15 protein-coding genes are annotated in these 20,177 nt (G+C 74.5%); 2 read left to right on the forward strand and 13 right to left on the reverse strand.

Going from position 1 to position 20,177, the window contains the following annotated elements:
* Position 1: 1 nt before the first annotated feature.
* From ACFWPI_RS14465 to ACFWPI_RS14485, 5 genes are all read right to left on the reverse strand, one after another.
* Positions 2–562 (reverse strand): DUF485 domain-containing protein, encoded by a 561-nt coding sequence (locus ACFWPI_RS14465; RefSeq protein WP_380375604.1) that lies wholly within the window; start codon positions 560–562, stop codon positions 2–4.
* A gap of 125 nt (positions 563–687) precedes the next feature.
* On the reverse strand, positions 688–1,383 hold the full coding sequence (locus ACFWPI_RS14470; protein ID WP_380375605.1) for a response regulator: 696 nt from the start codon (positions 1,381–1,383) through the stop codon (positions 688–690).
* 73 nt (positions 1,384–1,456) lie between these two features.
* Positions 1,457–2,617, reverse strand: coding sequence for a sensor histidine kinase (locus ACFWPI_RS14475; RefSeq protein WP_380375607.1), 1,161 nt, complete (start codon positions 2,615–2,617; stop codon positions 1,457–1,459).
* A gap of 64 nt (positions 2,618–2,681) precedes the next feature.
* On the reverse strand, positions 2,682–3,167 hold the full coding sequence (locus ACFWPI_RS14480; RefSeq protein ID WP_380375609.1) for a CcdC protein domain-containing protein: 486 nt from the start codon (positions 3,165–3,167) through the stop codon (positions 2,682–2,684).
* A 163-nt stretch (positions 3,168–3,330) separates the two neighbouring features.
* Positions 3,331–5,442: a type IIA DNA topoisomerase subunit B gene (locus ACFWPI_RS14485; RefSeq protein WP_063349360.1), complete on the reverse strand. Its 2,112-nt coding sequence runs from the start codon at positions 5,440–5,442 to the stop codon at positions 3,331–3,333.
* 537 nt (positions 5,443–5,979) lie between these two features.
* On the opposite strand from ACFWPI_RS14485, the gene ACFWPI_RS14490 reads away from it, so the two are divergent.
* The gene (locus ACFWPI_RS14490) at positions 5,980–6,213 is read left to right on the forward strand and encodes a hypothetical protein (protein WP_063349359.1); all 234 of its coding nucleotides are present in this window, start codon (positions 5,980–5,982) and stop codon (positions 6,211–6,213) included.
* Positions 6,214–6,405: 192 nt separating this feature from the next.
* On the opposite strand, the gene ACFWPI_RS14495 is transcribed toward ACFWPI_RS14490, so the two are convergent.
* From ACFWPI_RS14495 to ACFWPI_RS14525, 7 genes are all read right to left on the reverse strand, one after another.
* Positions 6,406–7,197 carry a S1 family peptidase gene (locus tag ACFWPI_RS14495; RefSeq protein ID WP_380375622.1) on the reverse strand — a complete coding sequence of 264 codons (792 nt, stop codon included), beginning with the start codon at positions 7,195–7,197 and terminating at the stop codon, positions 6,406–6,408.
* 312 nt (positions 7,198–7,509) lie between these two features.
* Positions 7,510–9,147, reverse strand: a complete 1,638-nt coding sequence (locus tag ACFWPI_RS14500; RefSeq protein ID WP_380375611.1) for an RNA polymerase sigma factor — start codon at positions 9,145–9,147, stop codon at positions 7,510–7,512.
* Positions 9,148–9,601: 454 nt separating this feature from the next.
* Positions 9,602–10,534, reverse strand: coding sequence for a FadR/GntR family transcriptional regulator (locus ACFWPI_RS14505; protein ID WP_063349357.1), 933 nt, complete (start codon positions 10,532–10,534; stop codon positions 9,602–9,604).
* 118 nt (positions 10,535–10,652) lie between these two features.
* Positions 10,653–11,576: a hypothetical protein gene (locus tag ACFWPI_RS14510; RefSeq protein ID WP_380375612.1), complete on the reverse strand. Its 924-nt coding sequence runs from the start codon at positions 11,574–11,576 to the stop codon at positions 10,653–10,655.
* 3 nt (positions 11,577–11,579) lie between these two features.
* The gene (locus ACFWPI_RS14515) at positions 11,580–13,046 is read right to left on the reverse strand and encodes an ATP-binding cassette domain-containing protein (RefSeq protein ID WP_380375613.1); all 1,467 of its coding nucleotides are present in this window, start codon (positions 13,044–13,046) and stop codon (positions 11,580–11,582) included.
* A 242-nt stretch (positions 13,047–13,288) separates the two neighbouring features.
* Positions 13,289–14,047, reverse strand: coding sequence for an NUDIX domain-containing protein (locus tag ACFWPI_RS14520; RefSeq protein WP_063351408.1), 759 nt, complete (start codon positions 14,045–14,047; stop codon positions 13,289–13,291).
* Positions 14,048–14,153: 106 nt separating this feature from the next.
* The gene (locus tag ACFWPI_RS14525; RefSeq protein WP_380375623.1) at positions 14,154–16,277 is read right to left on the reverse strand and encodes a glycogen debranching N-terminal domain-containing protein; all 2,124 of its coding nucleotides are present in this window, start codon (positions 16,275–16,277) and stop codon (positions 14,154–14,156) included.
* A gap of 765 nt (positions 16,278–17,042) precedes the next feature.
* Here ACFWPI_RS14525 and ACFWPI_RS14530 point away from each other — a divergent pair.
* A complete protein-coding gene (locus ACFWPI_RS14530) occupies positions 17,043–18,356 on the forward strand; it encodes an alpha/beta fold hydrolase (protein WP_380375615.1) in 1,314 nt (437 codons plus the stop codon).
* Between the two features lie 61 nt (positions 18,357–18,417).
* Here ACFWPI_RS14530 and ACFWPI_RS14535 read toward each other — a convergent pair whose 3' ends face one another.
* Positions 18,418–19,992 (reverse strand): DUF4192 domain-containing protein, encoded by a 1,575-nt coding sequence (locus ACFWPI_RS14535; RefSeq protein WP_380424808.1) that lies wholly within the window; start codon positions 19,990–19,992, stop codon positions 18,418–18,420.
* Positions 19,993–20,177 lie beyond the last annotated feature (185 nt).

The following is a 20,177-nucleotide window of genomic DNA, read 5'->3' on the forward strand; positions in this document are numbered from 1 at the left end:
GTCATCGCAGCTGGTCCTGGGTGTCCCAGCGCAGGCCCAGGGCGGCGCGGTCACGCTTGGTCCGGGCGTTGCGGGCGTAGAGCCAGGTGAGCAGGAAGGTGGAGGCGAACTGCAGCAGGCCGAGCAGCCAGGCCACGTTGAGCGGGCCGGCCACCTGGCTGCGCATCAGGCCGGGGGCGGCGGCCTGCGCGGCGACGTACATCAGGAACCAGCCGAGGAAGGCGCCGCTGACCGGGAAGACGAACGACCGGTAGCTGCGGCGGATGTCCTGGAAGGCGTCGCTGCGCTGGACGGCCCGGTACACCTCGGTGCTGTCGGTGGCGGGCGCCAGGGCCCGGGGGGCGGCCGCCGGTTCGGCGGCGGGTCGGGCGGCGGGGGCGGCGACCGGGACGGGCGCCCGCTCGGCCGGTACCGGCTGGACCGCGCGGGTGGGGGCCGACTGGGCCGGCACCGCCGGTTGGCCGGGCACGGCCGACCGGTCGGAGGCGGTGGCGGCGGCCGGAGCGGCCCACCAGTCAAATCGCTGCCCCTGTCCGGGACTGCTCGTCTGCTGCTGTGGCACAACTGCTCCTGGACCGGCGGGCACTCTGACCCCAACCATGATGGCGGCCGCCGGACAGCCCCTCTGACCATTGCCGATACCTTCACTCGATGAGGTGATCGATCATCCGACAGACACTCATCCGACTACTGCTGCGTACCGGTGATCCCGTGTCGAAAGGCGTACGAGACCGCCTGCGCCCGGTCCCGCACCGCGGTCTTGGCGAACAGGTTGTTGATGTGCGTCTTCACGGTGGCCTGGCTGACGAACAGCCGCTGGGCGATCTCGGCGTTGGAGAGCCCCTCGGCGATCAGCGCCAGCACCTCCGCCTCCCGGGCGGTCAGCCCGTCCGGGAGCTCCCCCGGCCGCCCGACCGGCTTCCCGGCCCCCGGCGCGGATCCGGCCGGAGGCCCTGAAAGCCTTTCCAGCAAACGGAGTTGGACCTGCGGCGAGAGCCCGGCCGCCCCCGCGCGGACGTCCGCGATCGCCCGGGCGATCTCCTCACCGCCGGCGTCCTTGGTGAGGTATCCGCGCGCCCCGGCCTGCAGAGCGGGGAACAGCGAGTCGTCGTCGGCGTAGGTGGTGAGCACCACGACCTCGGTCTGCGGGTGCGCGGCCCTGATCCGCCGGGTCGCCTCGACGCCGTCGACGCGCGGCATCCGCAGATCCATCAGCACCACGTCCGGGTGACACCGCTCCACCAGGGCGACGGCCTCCTCCCCGTCCGCCGCCGCGCCGACCACCTCGATGCCGGGCAGCAGCCCCAGCAGCATCACGATGCCCTCGCGCACCACCGTCTGGTCGTCCACCACCAGCACCCTGGTGACCTCTGCCTCGCTCATGCGCCCGCCCCGCTTCGCTCGGCAGTCGCTTCGCGAAATCCGCACCTGCTGATGATGAGCTCGCCGCGCTCGCTCATGCCGGCACCTGCAGCAGCACGCGCCACCCTCCGTCCTCGGGGCCCGCCAGCAGGGTGCCGCCGAGCAGTTCCGCGCGTTCGCGCATCCCCAGCAGACCGTACCCGCTGCCGCTGGCCGACAGCTCCCCGGACGGTTCGCCGCGCGGAGGGCGGGAGTTGCGCACCTCCAGCTCCACCGCCTCCGCCAGGTAGCGCAGTTCGACGGTGCACCGGGCGCCGGGCGCGTGCTTGCGGACGTTGGTCACCGCCTCCTGCGCGGTGCGCCGCACCGCGAGGGCGGCCTCGGCGGCGAGCGGCCGGGGCGTGCCGGTGACGGTGAGCGCGGCCCGCTCCCGCCCGGTCAGCTCCACCAGGAACTCGCCGACCGGGGTGAGTTCGCCGCGCAGCGCGGACAACGCCTGCCGGGTCTCGACCAGCCCGTCCTGGGCCATCCGCCGGGCGGCGACGACCCGTTCGCGGATCTGCTCGCGGTCGGTGCCGGCGTCCAGCATCAACCGGGCCGCCTCCAGGTGGACGAGCTGCGCGGAGAGGCTGTGCGCGAGCACGTCGTGGATCTCCCGGGCGATCCTGGCCCGTTCGGCGAGCGCCGCGCTCTCCGCCTCGGCGGCCCGGGCGGCGCGCTCCTGGGTGAGCAGTTGGCGGGCGGTGCCACGGGCCTCGACGTCCAGCCGCAGCAGGTAGCCGAGCAGGCCGAGCCCGCCGATGGTGGCGAAGATGCTCACCCAACTCGCCCAGCTGGCGGCGGTGTACGAGCCCAGCGCGGCCGCCGCGGTGAGCAGGCCGGGCGCGGCCGGCAGCCGGACCACCCCGATCACGGCCAGCCCGCACCAGACGAAGTCGGCCAGCAGGTAGGCCTGCCCCCAGTTGGCCAGCCAGGCGCTGCCGAGCAGGGCGGCGGCCAGGCCGAGCGAGAGCGCCAGGCGCTGTTCCCGGGTGGCGTAGAGGTAGCCGGCGGCCAGGGCGGCGACCCCGAGCAGTCCGGCCGCCGCGACCACCACCGCCCAGCCCGTGTACTTGCCGCCGGAGAACGTCCCCCAGCAGACGACGACCAGCAGGACGGTGCGGCCGAGCAGGGAGAGGGCCCGCCGCGGCCATCTCCCGGCCTCGCGCTCCAGCCCCTCGCGGGACGGCCAGCGGGTCCAGTACCACTCGGCCACGGGTGCCTCCTCGACGTTCTCGGACAGCGGGCCCGGCAGGCCCCGGGCAAGGCGGTCAGCGCGGTCAGCGCGGTACGGCGGCCTGTTGCGGCAGGTCCAGGGCCCGTGCCCGCCAGTTCACCACGAACGAGCGGGTCAGCAGCAGGACCGCCAGTCCCAGCAGCAGCGCGCTGCCCGCCTGGTGGACGTGCAGTGCCGCGCCGACGCCGTACAGGGCGAGCCGGATGGCGAGCATGCCGACCCAGGCGGCCACCGTGGCCTTGGTGCCCTTGGCCCAGACCGAACCGTCCCCGGCCCGCCACAGCCGCACGGTCCAGCCCCAGACGGAGCCCATCGCGACCACCGCCACCAGGCCGCACCCGACCAGGGTGGCGGACAGCGCGGTGTGCTGGTGGTCGATGAGCTGCGGGTCGCGCAGCGCGAGCGCGCCGAGGATCAGCGGCAGCAGCCAGAAGCGGCGCTCGGTGTCCAGGCGCTGGGCGCGCATCTGGCGCTGGACCACGAGGACCATCACCGCGATGATCACGACGATGTTGACGAGGGCGGTCATCGGACTTCTCCGTCCCGACAGGAGGCTTGTACTGACCTCTCCGACGTTACGGATCCGGCGCCCCCGGTTGATCGGCGCCGGGGTGGACCACAGGTGGAACCGGCAGCACGAGGGCCCTCCACCCGTGGGTGGAGGGCCCTCGTGCCGGAGGGATCCGAAGGCCTCAGGCGTCGATGCGGGAGCGGTCCAGGGTGGCCGCCGAGTCCACGATGAACTCCTTGCGCGGGGCGACGTCGTTGCCCATCAGCAGGTCGAAGATCCGCTCGGCCTGCTCCAGGTCGCCAAGGTTGATCCGGCGCAGCGTGCGGTGGCGCGGGTCCATGGTGGTCTCGGCCAGCTGGTCGGCGTCCATCTCGCCCAGGCCCTTGTACCGCTGCACCGGCTCCTTCCAGCGCTGCCCCTTGCGCTGGAACTCCAGCAGGGTGGAGCGCAGTTCGGCGTCGGAGTAGGTGTAGTGGTACTTCTCCTGGCCGCGCTTGGGGCTGGTGAGCTCGATCCGGTGCAGCGGCGGCACGGCGGCGAAGACCCGGCCCTGCTCGACCATCGGCCGCATGTAGCGGTGGAACAGCGTCAGCAGCAGGGTGCGGATGTGCGAGCCGTCGACGTCGGCGTCGGCCATGAAGATGACCCGGCCGTAGCGGGCCTGGTCGATGTCGAAGGTGCGGCCCGAACCGGCCCCTATCACCTGGATGATCGCGGCGCACTCGGTGTTCTTGAGCATGTCGCTCACCGAGGCCTTCTGCACGTTGAGGATCTTGCCGCGGATCGGCAGCAGCGCCTGGAACTCGGAGTTGCGGGCGAGCTTGGCGGTGCCGAGCGCAGAGTCGCCCTCGACGATGAACAGTTCGCTGCGGTCGACGTCGTCGCTGCGGCAGTCGGCCAGCTTGGCCGGCAGCGAACTGGTCTCCAGCGCGGTCTTGCGGCGCTGGGCCTCCTTGTGCTGGCGGGCCGCGACCCGGGTGCGGGCGGCCGCGACGACCTTGTCCAGCACGGCCCGGGCCTGGAGCTTCTGGTCCTTCTTGGCCGAGGTGAGGAAGGCCTTGAGCTCCTTGGCGACGACGGCGGCGACGATCCGGTTGGCCGCCGAGGTGCCGAGCACCTCCTTGGTCTGGCCCTCGAACTGCGGCTCGGCGAGCCGGACGGTGACCACCGCGGTGAGGCCCTCGGTGGCGTCGTCCTTGGTGATGTCGTCCTCGGCGACGCGCAGCAGCTTGGCCGCGCGCAGCGCCTCGTTGACGGTCTTGGCCAGCGAGCGCTCGAAGCCGGTCATGTGGGTGCCGCCCTTGGGGGTGGCGATGATGTTGACGAAGGAGCGCAGGGTGGTGTCGTAACCGGCGCCCCAGCGCAGCGCGATGTCCACGCCGAGTTGCCGGGTGACCTCGGTGGGGGTCATGTGGCCGAGCTCGTCCAGGACGGGCACCGTCTCCTTGAAGGTGCCCTCGCCGTGCAGCCGCAGCACGTCGCAGACCGGCTTGTCGGGCGCCAGGAACTCGCAGAACTCGGCGATGCCGCCGTCGAAGCGGAAGACCGACTCCTCGACCTGCTCGCTCTCGGTGAGCCGCTCGTCACGCACGACGATGGTCAGGCCGGGGACGAGGAAGGCCGTCTGCCGGGCGCGGCTGTACAGGTGCTCCAGGGAGAGCCGGGCGTCCTTGAGGAAGATCTGCCGGTCGGCCCAGTAGCGGATCCTGGTGCCGGTGCGGGCCTTGGGCACCTTGCGGGCCCTGGTCAGGCCGTTGGCGGGCTCGAAGGGCGCGTCCGGGCTGGCCTCGGTGAAGATGCCGGGGGTTCCGCGGCGGAAGCTGATCGCGTGGGTGTGTCCGCTGCGGTCGACCTCGACGTCCAGCCGGGCGGAGAGCGCGTTGACCACCGAGGCGCCGACGCCGTGCAGACCGCCGGAGGCCGCGTAGGAGCCGCCGCCGAACTTGCCGCCGGCGTGCAGCTTGGTCATCACGACCTCGACGCCGGACAGCCCGGTCTTGGGCTCGACGTCGACCGGGATGCCGCGCCCGTTGTCGCGGACCTCGACCGAGGAGTCCGGGTGCAGCAGGACCTCGATGCGGTCGCAGTGACCGCCCAGCGCCTCGTCGACGGAGTTGTCGATGATCTCCCAGAGGCAGTGCATCAGGCCGCGACTGTCCGTCGAGCCGATGTACATGCCGGGGCGCTTGCGGACCGCCTCCAGGCCCTCCAGGACGAGCAGGTGCCGAGCGGTGTAGTTGGAACCGTCGTCGCCGGCCAGCAGTGCGGACGGCACGGTCGTTTCGGCACTCACGCGGCACTCTCCTCGGTGAAGTTCTGTCTTATCGGTCACATCCGGACGTATCCGGACCATCCGCCAGTGCAGCACGCCGCACCGACAGTCGTCGCCCGGTGTGCTCGCACCCCTCCGCTGGGTGCACAGCACGGCGGGCCGCCCCCGCGCAGCTTGTACGCGCTGCGCGAACAAGGACCGCTCCGGTATCCGGACCCCGGGGCGCCATCTCCTCCCGGTACCACCGGTCCTGGCGGATCGTGGGGCCTGGCACAGGCTCCGGAACTGCCGTTATGCAGGCTACCGGGGCCCGGGGCGGGGCTTATGCTCCAACCCGGCAGAGGATTATGCTACGCGGACCTCGCACCCGGTCCCGATCGGGCGTTCGAGGGACGGGCGGATCCTGGGATTCGGTACGCATGAACCACCGGCCCCCGGGGCACGTCCTCATCAACACAGCAGAATCCTCAGAGAAGAAAAGCCACGAGCGGGAACGTTTTCGGCCTGGTTGGATGTTGACCCTGGTACGACAGCTCGTCGAGCTAGAGAAGAGGCGACGTGACTACTGTTCTGACACCTGCGAGCCCGCTCACCGCGGCTGACCGCTGCGACCGCTGCGGCGCCCAGGCCTACCTGCGCGTCGTACTCGCCAGCGGCGGAGAGCTGCTCTTCTGCGCCCACCACGGCCGGAAGTTCGAGCCCGAGCTCAAGAAGATCGCCGTGGAGATACAGGACGAGAGCGGCCGTCTCAGCGGCACCACCAACGCCACGGCCGCCGAAGAAGAGCGCTGATCCAAGGCGCCACACCAGCAGTCGGCGTCGAGCTGTGTGTCCGGTCGCGCACCACGCGCGACCGGTGAGCCGGGCGACAGGTCCCCTCGGGGCCGGTCGCCCGGCTCTGCTGTTCCCAGAGGGCCGCACGCTCCGCAGCGATGTGGCTTCAGAACGTGACCAGTTGGCCACCGGCAACGGCCCGGGCGGCCCTCACAGCACCGAGCGCACCGCGTCCGCGACGGACGCCACCCTGGTGTAGACGCCCGGGTGGGCCGCCTCGGCGCAACCCGTCCCCCAGGAGACCAGGCCGACCAGTCGGCCGCCGACGACCAGCGGGCCGCCGCTGTCGCCCTGGCAGGCGTCCTTGCCGCCCTTCTCCTCGCCCGCGCACACCATACCCCGGGCGTCGAACTTGCCGTCCTGCCCGCCCGGGTAGGCCTGCGCACAGGTCTGGTCCGCGATGACCGGCACCTCCACCCCGCGCAGCGTGGGCGAGTAGTCGCCGTGCCCGGTGGTGTCGCCCCAGCCGAAGACCCGCGCGGCGGTCCCGGCCGCGTACGGCTCGGTCTCGCCCTGGCCGACCAGGTCGATCACCGGCCGGGAGTCCTGGGGGTCGGCGAGGGTGAGCACGGCGACATCGTTCAGGTTGGCGGTGAAGGAGTAGTCGGGGTGGATCCAGACCGACCGCACGGGCACCTCGCGGCCGACCGAGCTGCGCATGTCGTCCCGGCCGATGACGGCCTTGAGCCCCGGCCGGTCCACCTTGGCACCCCGGGACTCGTCGTAGAAGCAGTGCGCGGCCGTCACCACCTTGGTCGGCGTGACCAGCGCTCCCCCGCAGAACTGGCCGGAGCGGCCGCTGCCGAACTGCTGGCGGCTGGACAGCGCCACCACCCACGGGTGGTCGGCGGTGGTCTCGGCGGTGCCGCCGACCACCCGGCGCTGCGCCCCGGCCGGACCGGCCGCACCGAGCGCGAGCAGCGGGACGGGGACGGCGACCAGCAGCGCCAGCACGGCGGCCCGTCGGCGGCGGCCCGCGCGGGCGGCCGCCGGGCTCGCCAGGGGCGGGGCGGGGGTCGGCAGGGCAGCGCGGTCCGGGTTGGGCAGCACCGTGACTCCAGTCGGCTCGGCAGCAGGCAACCGCCACAGCGTAGGTGATCGACTACGCGGTGCGACCGCTTCCCGCCGCACCGCCACCCGGACGAGGGACAACGGCCACCCGGACGCTGACCCGCCCGGGCCCGGACAGCGGCGAAGGCCCGGAGCCGTGGGGCTCCGGGCCTTCGTCACACGCTTGCGACCGTACCGGCCGGATCAGTCCAGGTAGTCGCGCAGCACCTGGGAACGCGACGGGTGGCGCAGCTTCGACATGGTCTTCGACTCGATCTGGCGGATGCGCTCACGGGTGACCCCGTACACCTTGCCGATCTCGTCGAGCGTCTTCGGCTGACCGTCCGTCAGGCCGAAGCGCATCGAGACCACGCCGGCCTCGCGCTCGGAGAGGGTGTCCAGCACCGAGTGCAGCTGCTCCTGGAGCAGGGTGAAGGAGACCGCGTCGGCCGGGACGACCGCCTCGGAGTCCTCGATCAGGTCACCGAACTCGCTGTCGCCGTCCTCGCCGAGCGGGGTGTGCAGCGAGATCGGCTCACGGCCGTACTTCTGGACCTCGATGACCTTCTCGGGGGTCATGTCGAGTTCCTTGGCCAGCTCCTCCGGGGTGGGCTCGCGGCCCAGGTCCTGGAGCATCTGGCGCTGGACGCGGGCCAGCTTGTTGATGACCTCGACCATGTGCACCGGGATGCGGATGGTGCGGGCCTGGTCGGCCATGGCGCGGGTGATCGCCTGGCGGATCCACCAGGTGGCGTAGGTGGAGAACTTGTAGCCCTTGGTGTAGTCGAACTTCTCGACCGCACGGATCAGACCGAGGTTGCCCTCCTGGATCAGGTCCAGGAAGAGCATGCCGCGACCGGTGTAGCGCTTGGCCAGCGAGACCACCAGGCGGAGGTTGGCCTCCAGCAGGTGGTTCTTGGCGCGGCGGCCGTCCTCGGCGATGATCTCCAGCTCGCGCTTGAGCTTGGGGGCGAGCTTGTCGGCGGCCGAGAGCTTGTCCTCGGCGAACAGGCCGGCCTCGATGCGCTTGGCGAGCTCGACCTCCTGCTCGGCGTTGAGCAGCGGGACCTTGCCGATCTGCTTCAGGTAGTCCTTGACCGGGTCGGCGGTGGCACCGGCGACGGCGACCTGCTGGGCCGGCGCGTCGTCCTCGTCGTCGTCGGAGAGCACGAAGCCCTGCGACTCCTCCTCGGGCTCCGCCTCCTCGCCGGCCTTGTCGCCGGGCAGCGCGACGTCCTCGAGCAGCTCCTCCTCGCCACCGAGCTCCTCGTCGCCCTTGCCCGCCTTGGCGGCGGTCTTCTTGGCGGCGGTCTTCTTGGCCGGCGCGGCGGCCTTCTTGGCGGCGGCCTTCTTGGCCGGGGCCGCCTTCTTCGCCGCGACCGTCTTCAGCTCGGAGGCGACACCGGTCGCCTCCGAGGTGATCCCGGCGGACACCGTGGGGGCGGACGCCGTGGCGGCCGCGACGGCCGGGGCCGCGACGGGCGCACCGGGCGCGATCCGTACGGGCGGCTTGGTCGGGGCCGTGGAGGCGGACGGGCTCCGGGTGGTGACAGCCTTGGTGGCGGTGCGCTTGGTGGGGCTCTTGGCAGCAACGCTCTTGCGCTTGGCGCCGGCCGGTTCGGCCGCGCTGACCATGAGATCCACCCCCTCCTCAATCAGCACCTGGTTGAGGCTGCGCATGACGTTCTTCCACTTGGTGACCGGGATCTGGTCCGCCTCGAACGCCTGGCGCACGTCGTCACCGGCGATCTGCCCCTGGGCCTTGCCCCGCTCGATGAGCGCCAGCAGAGCTGCGGACTCGGCGATCTCGGGGGGAAGTGAACGGGATGTGCTGGCCGACACGAACAACCTCTCGGACGATGAGTGGACTCGAACCCGTACCGGCCGCCCGAGCGGGCGGGGAAGGAAATCGCGCGTCGGACGCGCGGTGTCGATTCCGACCGACTCGGGCTTGAGGACTGGGTTTGCAGGACGGCAGCAGCGCCGCGGACCAACACAGCATTGTGACATGTTGAAGTATTCCGGAGCTGCCCCCGCTCAGGAGACATCGCTGCTACTCGTCAAGTGTTACGCATGGCCTTCGTGTCGCGGGTCACACCACTCGGCACCCACGGCCACGGGGCCGGAATCCATCATCGCTCACCCGCGCCGAAACCTGTTGTCATGGACGGGGCATCACGCGTCCGGGTCGGACCGCCGACGTGCAGAAGCCCTCCGGCTGCGCCGCGCGGGTGCGGCCGGAGGGCCCTGGAGGAACGGAGGACGGACGGGGCGCCCGCTCACCGGAACAGCCCGCTCAGTGCTCCCGAGGGGCGGGGACGGACGGCTCGATCTCGGGGTGGACGGTGAGCAGCGCCCGCATCGCGGCCTCCCCCGCGGTGCCGTCGCCGGTGCCCAGCGCGTCCACCAGCCGGGCGTGCAGGCTGACCGAGGACTCGGAGGCGCGCTCGCAGGAGATAGCCGGGCCGCCCGACACCTGCAGCGCGCCGGCGACGATCCCGGACAGGTGCTCCAGCATCCGGTTGCCGGCCATCTGGAGGATCAGGCCGTGCAACTCGGCGTCGGCCCGGGCGTAGGTGGAGAGGTCGGCCTGGGCGGCGGCGTGGCCCATGATCTCGACCAGCTCGACCAGCCGCTGCTGGACGTCCTCCCGGCCGTGGCCGGCGGCGAGCCGGGCGGCCAGCGGCTCGATCGCCCAGCGGAGCTCGAACAGCTCCCGGCGCTGCTCGTCCCGCTGCGGGCCGAAGGCGCGCCACTCGATGATGTCCGGGTCCAGCAGGTTCCAGTCGGCTACCGGGCGGACCCGGGTGCCGACGTTCGGCCGGGCACTGACCAGGCCCTTGGCCTCCAGGACGCGCAGCGACTCGCGGACGACCGTGCGGGACACCTCGAACCGCTGGCCGATCTCCTCGGGCACGAGCGGACGGTCGGCACCGAGGTCGCCGGAGACGATCATCTGGCCGAGCTGCTGGACCAGCTGGCCGTGCAGACCGCGACCGCGGCTGCTGGTGGTCTTGCGGCCGACCCGGGCGAGATCGGACTCGGCGCCCTCCCAGCGGGGCGCCGGCGGAGTCGGCCGGTCGGCGTACGAGAAGCGGTCCAGATCGCCGGGGCCGTGGATGGGTCCGTCGGCGGAACGGGCGGGGGTCATGGTGGGGTGCGCAAGGGTACTCACAGCTCCTTTGTCGGCGATCGGCAGGCGCAGCTTGAGAATTCTCGTGAAAAGCACACGAAAGGGTGATCGACCGCGACTGGATAATTGACTTCTTATCAGGAAGAACCGCGCATTACGGTCACTGCTGGTCGATCTTGATTCTTCGGCGCGACCACCCCCTCGACGCCCGGCGTCAGAGCTCGCGCCGCCGGACCTGCACCAGGAACGCCGCGAGCAGCAGGACGGCCGCGGGCGCCGCCACCGCCACGAGCAGGGCCGGATCCGTCAGCGCCGCACTCCCGGCCGCCGCCTCGTGCCCCCCGCGGTAAACCCAGCCGTAGGCCCATTCGACGCCGGACTGGAACGGCAGCAGTTCGGCCGCACGGGTCGGCCACGGCCTGCCGGTCTCCCGCAGCAGCAGCGCCACACCGGACTCCAGCAGCGGCGGCAGCGCGCACAACAGCAGCACCCCGACCGAGGCGCTGCGGGTCAGCGACGCCGTCAGCACCCCGGTCCAGCCCGCCACGACGGTCAGCAGGACGAAGGCCAGCAGAGCCGCCGGCACCCCGTGGCCGGCCGCCAGCCCCACCGGGGCGAACACGCCCGGCAGGTCGGCCAGGCCCGGCACGTCTGCCAGGCCGGACAGCCCGGTGGCGGCCAGCGCCTGCGACACCTGGTCCGACAATGCCGAGGGCTCCGCCCAGGCGGCCACCGTCACCCCGCCCGGCAGTGCCAGCTGCACCGCCACCGCGTCGAGCAGCAGGGTCGCCAGCGCCAACAGCCCCGCGACGGGACCGACCACCAGCAGCTTGGCCAGCAGCAGCTGCACCCGCCGCGGGTACGACACCCGGGAGGCCGGCAGCCCCGGGTGTCGCACCTCGTGCCCGTACGAGAGCGCGCCCAGCACGCCGGCCCCGAACGCGGCGAACGGCAGCGGGATCAGCGGCACGGCGGCGGTCAGCAGCCGCACCCCGGCCGGGGCGGCCAGCGGGCCGGCCGGGGCCTGGCTCGCCAGGACGGCGGCCGTGACGGCGTCGCACAGCAGCACGGCGGCGAGCAGCAGCCAGGTGGAACGCAGGCCGCGCAGGCGGCGCAGCTCGTAGGCCAGAACACGCACGGTTCACTCGCTCCGGTGGTCGTCGGGGGTGGCGGGGCTGACGGGACCGCCGGGGACCGGGGGCGCGACCTGGGCCGGGCGGCCGAGCCGGACGGTGTCGTCGGTCAGCAGGTCGGCGGCGCTCTCGCGGCGGCCCCTGGCCGGGTCGGGCCCGGGCTCCCCGGCGCCGGCAGCGGGGGCGGGGACGGGGACGGAGGTCGGGGCGAGGGCCGACGCGGATCTGGCCGGGACACCGGGGCCACCACGGAACAGCCGCTCCACGGCGACGGTCGGAGTGGGCTCGGCGGGCTCGGCCTGGTGGGGGGTGGCACCGAGGGTGGAGAGGGCGGTCGCGGACAGGGCGGTCGCGGCCGAGGCGGCCGGCAGGGCGCGGGTGGGCAGCGCCGCCTCGTCCCGGTGGTGGGCGGCCGCCGGCCGGGCCTCCAGGCGACGGGCGCCCCGGTGGCGCGGGACGGTGACGGCCGGGGCGTCGGAGGCCGGTTCCTGAGCGGGCTCGGGGCCGGACTCGGGGCCCGGCTCGGCAGCGGTGGGGCCGGACTGGACACGGAGGTGGCCGGAGCGGCCCGACGCGACCGGCAGGGCGGCCCGGGGCGCCGGCTGCTCGACCACCCGGTCGGCCAGCTCGTGCAGCAGGATGCCGTGGCGATAGGCGAGTTCACCGATCTCGGTACGGTCGATGCCCGCCACCGCGAGGCCCGCGCCGCCGTCCCGCCGCACCTCGGCGCCCTGACTGACCAGCAGGTCGGCCAGCCGCGCCATCTGCGGCCCGCGGACGGCCACTTCGGGGCTGAGCCTGGTCCGGCGGAACTCCGCCACCGGCTGGTCTGCCACCAGTCGGCCGTGGTCCAGTGTGATGACCCGGTCGGCGAGCTGCGCGGCTTCCTGCGGGGTGCGGGTGGTCACCAGGACCGTCCCGCCGGCGACGCCGAACGAGCGCAGGAAGGAGTGGAACCACTCGACGTTGCGCGGGGACAGGCCCTCGGTCGGCGCGTCCAGCAGTAGCGTGCCGGGGTCGCCGAGCAAGGCCGCGGCCAAGGCCAGCCGACGGTGCATGCCGGGCGAGAAGCTGCGCAGCCGCTGCCCCGCGACGGCGGCCAGCCGGGTCTGCTCCAGCAGTTCGTCGGCCCGCCGTGCGGGGGCGCCGACCGCCGCGGCCAGCATCCGCAGGTGGCCGTGCGCCTTGCGGCCCGGGTGGCCCGCCACGGCGGCCGCGCCCGGCCCGGGGCCGGGCAGCAGCACGCCGACCTCCCGCTCGGGGCGGCGCAGCCGGCGGTAGGTGCGGCCGTCGAAGAGCGTGACGCCCTGGCCGCGTTCGAGTTCGAGCATCAGCCGCATCGCGGTGGACTTGCCCGCGCCCTCGGCGCCGAGCAGCACGGTCACCATGCCGGGCCGGGCGTCGAAGGTCAGATCGAGCACCGCGGGCGGCGCGCCCTTGCGGTAGACCTTGGTCAGTCCGGTGATCTGGATCATCGCTGCCTGCTCCCATGCCCTCGGCCGACCTGCCCGACGCGGGGCGCCCCCTGGTGTGTTGGCGCGTGCCGGCACGGCCCCGCGCCAGCACATTAGGGGCCGGTGGCGGAGATTCCGGGCATTACGGGAGCGGCGCGGGCCCGTCGGCCACCCACCTCACCCGATCAGGGGACGATCCGATCCTGCGATTCCCGGGCCAGGGGGAGTCGGCGGCGGGCCGGGGGCGGCGGGCCGGGGCCGGGTCAGGACTCCGGGCGCAGCATGGGCGGGTTGAGGACGGTCGCGCCGCCCGCGGTGAACAGCTGGGCAGGACGGCCCCCCTGACGGGTCGTCGTGCCGCCGGAGGGCAGCAGGAAGCCGGGGGTGCCGGTGACCTTGCGGTGGAAGTTCCGCGGGTCCAGGACCACGCCCCAGACCGCCTCGTAGACCCGGCGCAACTCGCCGACGGTGAACTCGGTGGGGCAGAAGGCGGTGGCGAGGGAGGAGTACTCGATCTTGGAACGGGCGCGTTCCACGCCGTCGGCGAGGATCAGCCCGTGGTCGAAGGCGAGCGGGACTCCGTCGACCGGGCTCTGGCCGAGCAGTTCGCCGACCGGGGCCCAGCGGGCGCTGCTGGCGTCGCCGCCGGCCCGGGGGGTCGGCAGGTCGGGGGCGAGGACCAGGTAGGCGACGCTGACCACCCGCATCCGGGGATCGCGCTGCGGGTGGCCGTAGGTGGCGAGCTGCTCCAGGTGGGCACCGGCCGCGCCAGGGCCGACCGCCTCGTGGCCGGGGGCTGAGTGCGCGCGCAGGCCGGTCTCCTCCGCCAGCTCCCGGGAGGCGGCCTCGGCCAGGCCCTCGTCCGGGCGGACGAAGCCGCCGGGCAGTGCCCAGTACCCCTGGAACGGCGGCTCGCCGCGTCTGACCAGCAGGGCGCAGAGCGCGTGGTCGCGCACCGTCAGCACCACCAGGTCAACCGTGACAGCGAACGGGGGGAAGGCCGACGGATCGTAGCGCGACATGGCGACGATCATAGTCGTCTCTCTGACGATAAGCACAGGCCCGTACACGGACCGCGCCCGGCCCGCCTGAGGTGTCGCCGGAACCGGGCGGGCCCGGGCAGGGGTGTCAGCGGGCGACCAGTTGCAGCTCCGCAGAGGCCTCCTCGACCATCGCCACGCCGATCCGGCTCACCCGGACCGAGAAGGGCTCGCCCGCGACCCGCAGGCCGGTCAGCTCCAGCTCGCCGAGCGGAGCGGTGCTGGCCGGGCGGACCAGCACCCGGCCACCCGGCACGTCGGGGCGGACCCCCGCGAGCGCGAACACCGCGTGCGCGGCGCCGGCCGCCGAGACCGCCGCCGGGCGGCAGGCGGCCGGGTGCGGCACCGGCGGGCAGCCAGGGGTGCGCTGCTCCCCCGCGTACATCTCGGGCAGCCGCCCCTCGTAGTGGGCGGCCGCGGCGAGCAGGCCCTCCAGCAGGGCGCCGGCCTCGTTCTCGTGGCCGGCTTCGGCCAGCCCGGCGATCGCCAGCGCGGTCTCGTGGACCCGCACCGCGCCGCCGCGGTGGCCCAGCGGGTTGAAGCGGGGGGACTTGGCGCTGAGCGTGCGCAGGCCCCAGCCGCTGTCCAGCTCCGGCGCGGCCAGGCGCTGGGCCAGCAGCCGGGTCTGTTCCCGGTCCAGCAGGCTCTCGTGCCGGCCGCCGTCGGCGGCGAGCCCGGTGTCCAGCAGGTGCACCAGGCAGGAGGCGACGGCCGGCAGTGGCTGGCCGCCCGGGGCCAGCGCGGCGGCGGGGCGGCCACCGGAGAGGTCGTCGATCCAGAACCGCTCGCGGAAGCGCCCGCGCAGTTCGGCGGCCCAGCCGCGCCACTCCTCGGCGCCGGGGCGGCCGAAGGCCTCCAGCAGTTCGGCGCCGTGCAGGGCGGCGCGGTGGGCCTGCGCCTGGACCTCGGCCCGGGCGGCCACCGGGTGGGCGGTGCGGTCCTCCGCCGGACGGCTGAGGTCGGTGACGAAGCCGTCGACCAGGCCCTCGCGAAGGGCGGCCAGGGCCCGCTCGGCGGCCGGGAGCAGGTCGGCGGTCTCCGCGCGGGGCAGGCCCCAGCGCCAGGCCTCGGCCAGCACGGTGACGAACAGCAGGGTGGCCTCGGTGGCAGTGCAGGTGGGCGGCAGCTCGGGGCCGCCGTGCCGGAGGGCGCCGGGCAGCAGGCCTTCGGTGCGGCCCGGGGCGGCGGCGGGCTGCTGACGGCGGGCCAGCGCCCGGAGGGTGCCGGCGGCGAGCCGGGTGCCGAGCGGCAGGGTGAGCCGGGCGGCCCAGAGCGCGTCGGCCGGGGCGAGGCCGAAGCGCCAGGGCGCTCCGGAGGCCGGGTAGAGGTCGGTCGGGCGGTCCGGGTCGGCGAACAGCAGCCCGCCGAGGGCGTCCAGGGAGCGGGTGACCAGCAGGGCGGCCCGGGCGTCGTCGCTGCGGACCTCCGGTTCGGCCCAGGGCAGCGGCACGCCCGTGCCCCGCCCGCCGGGCGGCCGTGGGCCGGGGGCGGTGCTCTCCAGTTCGGCGCGCAGCTCGACCGACCAGCGGGCGCCGGGTTGCACCTCCAAGTCCCACCGGAGCACCCCGGCCCCGGCCAGCACCGCGTGCGGGGAGGGCTTGGCGCTGACCACCGCGCTGTGCGCCGGGCCGGCCCAGCGCAGCCCGGCGGACTGCACCTGGCCCGGCAGGTCGGCCGGGCGGTGCCCGGCGGCGATCTCGGCGACCGGGCCGAGGTCGGTGCCGAGGGCGATCTCCATCGGCAGCCGGGCGGGCCGGCCGCCGGTGTTGCGCACGATGACGGTCTCCACTCCGTCCGCGTGGCGCAGCCGCTCGACGGTGAGCGCCGGGTCCGGGTCGAGGTCGCCGGGGAGCCGGACGGCGCCGAGGAAGCGGGCCTGCGCGGTGCTGGTCAGGGCGCCCTGGAGCGGCAGCGGCTCCATGCCGCCCAGGCGCAGCTCCATCCGGGCGAGCACCCGGACGCCGTTGCGGTAGAAGCCGTGCAGGCCGTGGCCGCGCAGCTGACCGTCCGGTCCGGAGGCGGCCATCGCGGGGGCGTTGACGCAGAGCACCGCGTGGTGGACGGCGGGGGGCTGCGGCCTTGGCGGGGCCGCGAGCCGACTCGGGCCGACGGACGCCCCCGCCGGTCCGGCCGTCTGGACCTGGTCGGGGCGGCCGACCGGTCTCGGCGCGCCGACCACGCTCTCGGCCGGCATGGCCTGTGGTGGCCTCATGGCGGTCACCGGACTCTCCTCCCCTCGGCGGTCCGGTGGCCTGGTCAGGCCGGTGGGCCGCGAGCACGCTCGATCGCGTGCTGATGGTGCCGGGCCGGCGGGGTGCCCCGTCGGCGGGTGTGCCGTGTCTGGCCGTACCCGGTGCCGGGCCGTGCCATGCGGTGCGCGGTACCGGGCCGGTACCGGCGCGCCGCGCCTTCGCGTCGGGCCCGACGCGGCGCCCGGCGCGTCGTCAGGTCCGGTGGCCCGGCCCGCCGGTGGCGCCCGGCCCGTGGGCCGCGGCAACAGCCGGGCCTGGTGACCCGAGCGGGCCCCGCACGCTCCGGTGCCCCGGCGCCGTGGCCACCCCGCTCGGCGGGCGGTCCGCCCGGAACCTGCCGCCGGACGGGCGTCGGCCGGTCGCCGGCCCCCCGGGGTGAACGCCGCGCACCGCCTCCAGGTCACGCCCGGCGACGGGTGCGGCCCGTCGAGCCCGGCCCGCCGGGCGGTCGTGCCGCAGCCGTCGAACCGTCACGGTCGGGCCGTCACCGGGCTGCCACCAGGGCGGCGCGGTCTCGCCGTCGGGTGGCGGCGGCTGTGTCCGGGCCTGCGGCCTGCCGTGCAACCCGCCCCGGCCCGGCATCGTATGCCTGGCCGAGTGGGCGGTGGCCGTCGAACCGGTGCCCGACCGCGGTCAGGATACGGTGCGGGGGTCGCGGCGCCCGCACCCGGTGACCCCGTGAGCCGCGACCTGACCGCTGTGACCAGCAGAGACCGAGGAGTTGCATGTCCACCGTCAGCCGGCTGCCCGGGATTGTTACGACCGACCACGTCTTCCAGGCCCCCCTCGACCACACCGACCCGCAGGGCGAGCAGATCGAGGTGTACGCCCGCGAGGTGGTGGCCGCCGGCCGCGAGCAGGCCGACCTGCCCTGGCTGGTCTTCCTCCAGGGCGGGCCCGGCGGCAAGGCCGCCCGCCCGCTCGGCCGCGACGCCTGGCTGGACCGCGCCCTCGACGACTACCGGGTGCTCCTGCTCGACCAGCGCGGCACCGGTCGCTCCACGCCCGCGACCCGGCAGACCCTCGCCCGGCGCGGCGGGGCCCAGGAGCAGGCGGACTACCTGGCGCACTTCCGCGCGGACTCGATCGTGCGGGACGCCGAGCTGATCCGCCACCAGCTGCTCGGCGCGGACCGGCGCTGGAGCGTGCTCGGCCAGAGCTTCGGCGGCTTCTGCACCCTCACCTACCTCTCCTTCGCCTCCGAGGGCCTGGCCGAGGCCTTCATCACCGGCGGCCTGTCCGGCCTCGGCAGTTCGGCGGACGACGTCTACCGCGCCGCCTACCCGCGGGTGGTCCACAAGAACGAGGACCACTACGCCAGGTTCCCGCAGGACGTCGAGGCGGTACGGCGGATCGCCGCGCACCTCGCCGCCGCCCCCGCGACGCTGCCCGACGGCGGACTGCTGACCGTCGAGGCGTTCCAGGCCCTCGGGCTGATGCTCGGCGGCGGCAGCGGCTCCGGCACCCTGCACTACCTGCTGGAGGAGGCCTGGGTGGACGGCGCGGCCGGCCCCGAGCTGTCCGACACCTTCCTGGCCGGTGCCCAGGCCAAGCTCTCCTTCGCGGAGGGACCGCTGTACGCCGTGCTGCACGAGTCGATCTACGGCCAGCGCTCGGTGGACCAGGGCGGCACCGCCTGGTCGGCCGAGCGGGTCCGCAAGGAGTTCCCGCAGTTCGACGCCCGGGCCTCGCTGGACTCCGGCGCACCGGTGCTGTTCACCGGGGAGATGATCTACCCCTGGATGTTCGACACCGACCCGGCGCTGCGCCCGCTGAAGGAGACCGCGGACCTGCTGGCCGCCCGCACCGACTGGCCCGACCTGTACGACCCGGCGCGGCTGGCCGCCAACACCGTCCCCGTCGTGGCGGCGGTCTACCACGACGACATGTACGTGGACACCGCCGACTCGCTGGCGACCGCCCGCGCGGTGCGCGGTCTGCGGACCTGGATCACCAACGAGTGGGAGCACGACGGCCTTCGGGCGAGCGGCGGCAAGGTGCTCGACCGCCTGATCAAGCTGGCGCACGGCGAGGCCTAGCGAAGCCCGCCCGGGCCGGGCGGCGAGGCTCCGGGCGGCCCCTGGCGGACGCCCGGCGAGGTCAGCGCGCATGGTGGGCTCCCCTCGCCGCCCGACGGACGCCACGGCACCGGTGGCGCCCGGCGGCCGACGGTGCGGCGGCGGCCCTGGACACCGCTGCCCGACCGAGCCGCAGCCCCCGGGCGGACCGCTGCCGGGGCACCGGAGCGCACCCGGGCGCCGGCAGCAGGGCGAGCGGGCCCGGACCGTCCGGACGCGGCGTCGGCTCGCCCGGGCCGCCCGGGCCGCCCGGGCCGCGCTCGGCCGCCGCCGTTGTGGCCTGAGCCGCCTTCGCGGCCTTCCGGCGGGCCGTCCGGCGGCGGCGTGAGGCCCCCGCCGGCCCGGGCAGCCCCGACGGCCCACCGCGGCCCGCCTGGTCACCACCCGGGCCCTCGGTGGGCGCCGGCCCCGGTTCGCCGGCGGGCGCCGGCACAGGCCCACCCGCCTCGCGCCGCCGGCGCTGCGCCTCGACCGCCGCGAGCAGCGCGTCGGGCGTCATACCGTCGTTCAACGACTCGTACAGCAGCTCGGCCAGCAGGTAGGACGGGTCGAGCCGGAGGACGTGGCCCAGCACGACGCGGGCCGTCGCGGTGTCCCCCGCCACCCAGGAGGCCCAGGCCAGCAGGGTGAGAGGGGCCACCGCGCAGCCCTCGTAGGGCGGCACGGCGCGCCGGGCGAGGAAGCGCCAGAGCCGCTCGGCGGGCGCGAGCTCGGCGGGCCGGGTGTACTCGACGCCGCGATCCCGGGTGAGGCGGTCCCGCAGGGCGACCAGCAGCCGGGCCGCCCGCTCCTCGTCGAGCTCCCGGGCCCCGGCCGCGAACTCGGCGAAGGCCTGGTCGAGCAGGCCGGCAGCCTGCTCCTGGACGGCCGTGCCCCCGGAGCCCCCAGCGCCGTCAGCACCGTTGGCCTCGGCCGCCTCGGCCCGGGCGAGCGCCGCACGCTGGGCGTCCGCCCCCGGCGGGCCGATCGGGGCCAGCCCGCCGATGATCGCCTTCCGGCTGCCGCGCGGCGCGAGGCCGGCGAAGGCCGCAGCGGCGGCCGCCGGGCCCGGGCCGGGGGCACGGCGGATCGGGTTGCCCGCCGGATCGCAGCACCCGGCGCGGCGGCAGAGGAAGGACCACCAGCGGCCGTCCGAGACGCAGAGCGACTCCTTGACGGCCACGCCCCTGCGCCCGAAGGCCGCCCGGAGGTCGTCCGCCAGCGGCCGCAGGCCGTCCACCGCCGGAGGGGCGTGCGCCGTGGTCGGATCCTGGCAGAGGTAGAGGAGCACTTGGACGGGCCGCTCGCCGTGCCGCTCGGAGAGGGCGACCAGCAGGGCGGCCGTCTCCTCCGCCGCGGCCGGCCACTGCTCGGGCGACTCCGGGATGTCCGCCCGAATCACTCCGCCCTGGTGCAGGTCGGGGCCCTGGAGGCCGACCGCGACGATGCTGTCGTCGGGGTAGAACCCCAGGAGGTAGGGCAGCAGCTCGGCCATGTCGGCCGGACCGCGCATGGTGACCGGCCGGTGGCCGGAGGACGGTCCGAGGGACAGGGTGACGCGCTCGTTGTTCATGACGCTCCCGTTGTTCATGACGCTCCGGTTGTCCGCGGCGTTCATGACCGGAAGCGTGACGCAATCCGAGAGACGCACCGGATTTTTCTCTTTTCCTGTGGATAACTCCGCCCTCGTTTTCCGCTTCCCTCATTCGGAGCACACCGCGCCCACTCCCCCGGGGGATTAGTCGGCGGCCGTTCAGCTGAGGAGCTGATGAAATACATCCGGCCTCCACCTCTCCGCAGCCA

Origin of the sequence: Kitasatospora sp. NPDC058492 (genome assembly GCF_042720685.1) — a bacterium.
GTDB lineage: Bacteria > Actinomycetota > Actinomycetes > Streptomycetales > Streptomycetaceae > Kitasatospora.

Bases quoted from the DNA above. Each gene is read 5' to 3' on its own strand.
- ACFWPI_RS14535 (WP_380424808.1), bottom strand. From the start codon at position 19,992: ATGAACGCCGCGGACAACCGGAGCGTCATGAACAACGGGAGCGTCATG.
- ACFWPI_RS14480 (WP_380375609.1), bottom strand. From the start codon at position 3,167: ATGACCGCCCTCGTCAACATCGTCGTGATCATCGCGGTGATGGTCCTC.
- ACFWPI_RS14520 (WP_063351408.1), bottom strand. From the start codon at position 14,047: ATGTCGCGCTACGATCCGTCGGCCTTCCCCCCGTTCGCTGTCACGGTT.
- ACFWPI_RS14470 (WP_380375605.1), bottom strand. From the start codon at position 1,383: ATGAGCGAGGCAGAGGTCACCAGGGTGCTGGTGGTGGACGACCAGACG.
- ACFWPI_RS14530 (WP_380375615.1), top strand. From the start codon at position 17,043: ATGTCCACCGTCAGCCGGCTGCCCGGGATTGTTACGACCGACCACGTC.
- ACFWPI_RS14525 (WP_380375623.1), bottom strand. From the start codon at position 16,277: ATGAGGCCACCACAGGCCATGCCGGCCGAGAGCGTGGTCGGCGCGCCG.
- ACFWPI_RS14515 (WP_380375613.1), bottom strand. From the start codon at position 13,046: ATGATCCAGATCACCGGACTGACCAAGGTCTACCGCAAGGGCGCGCCG.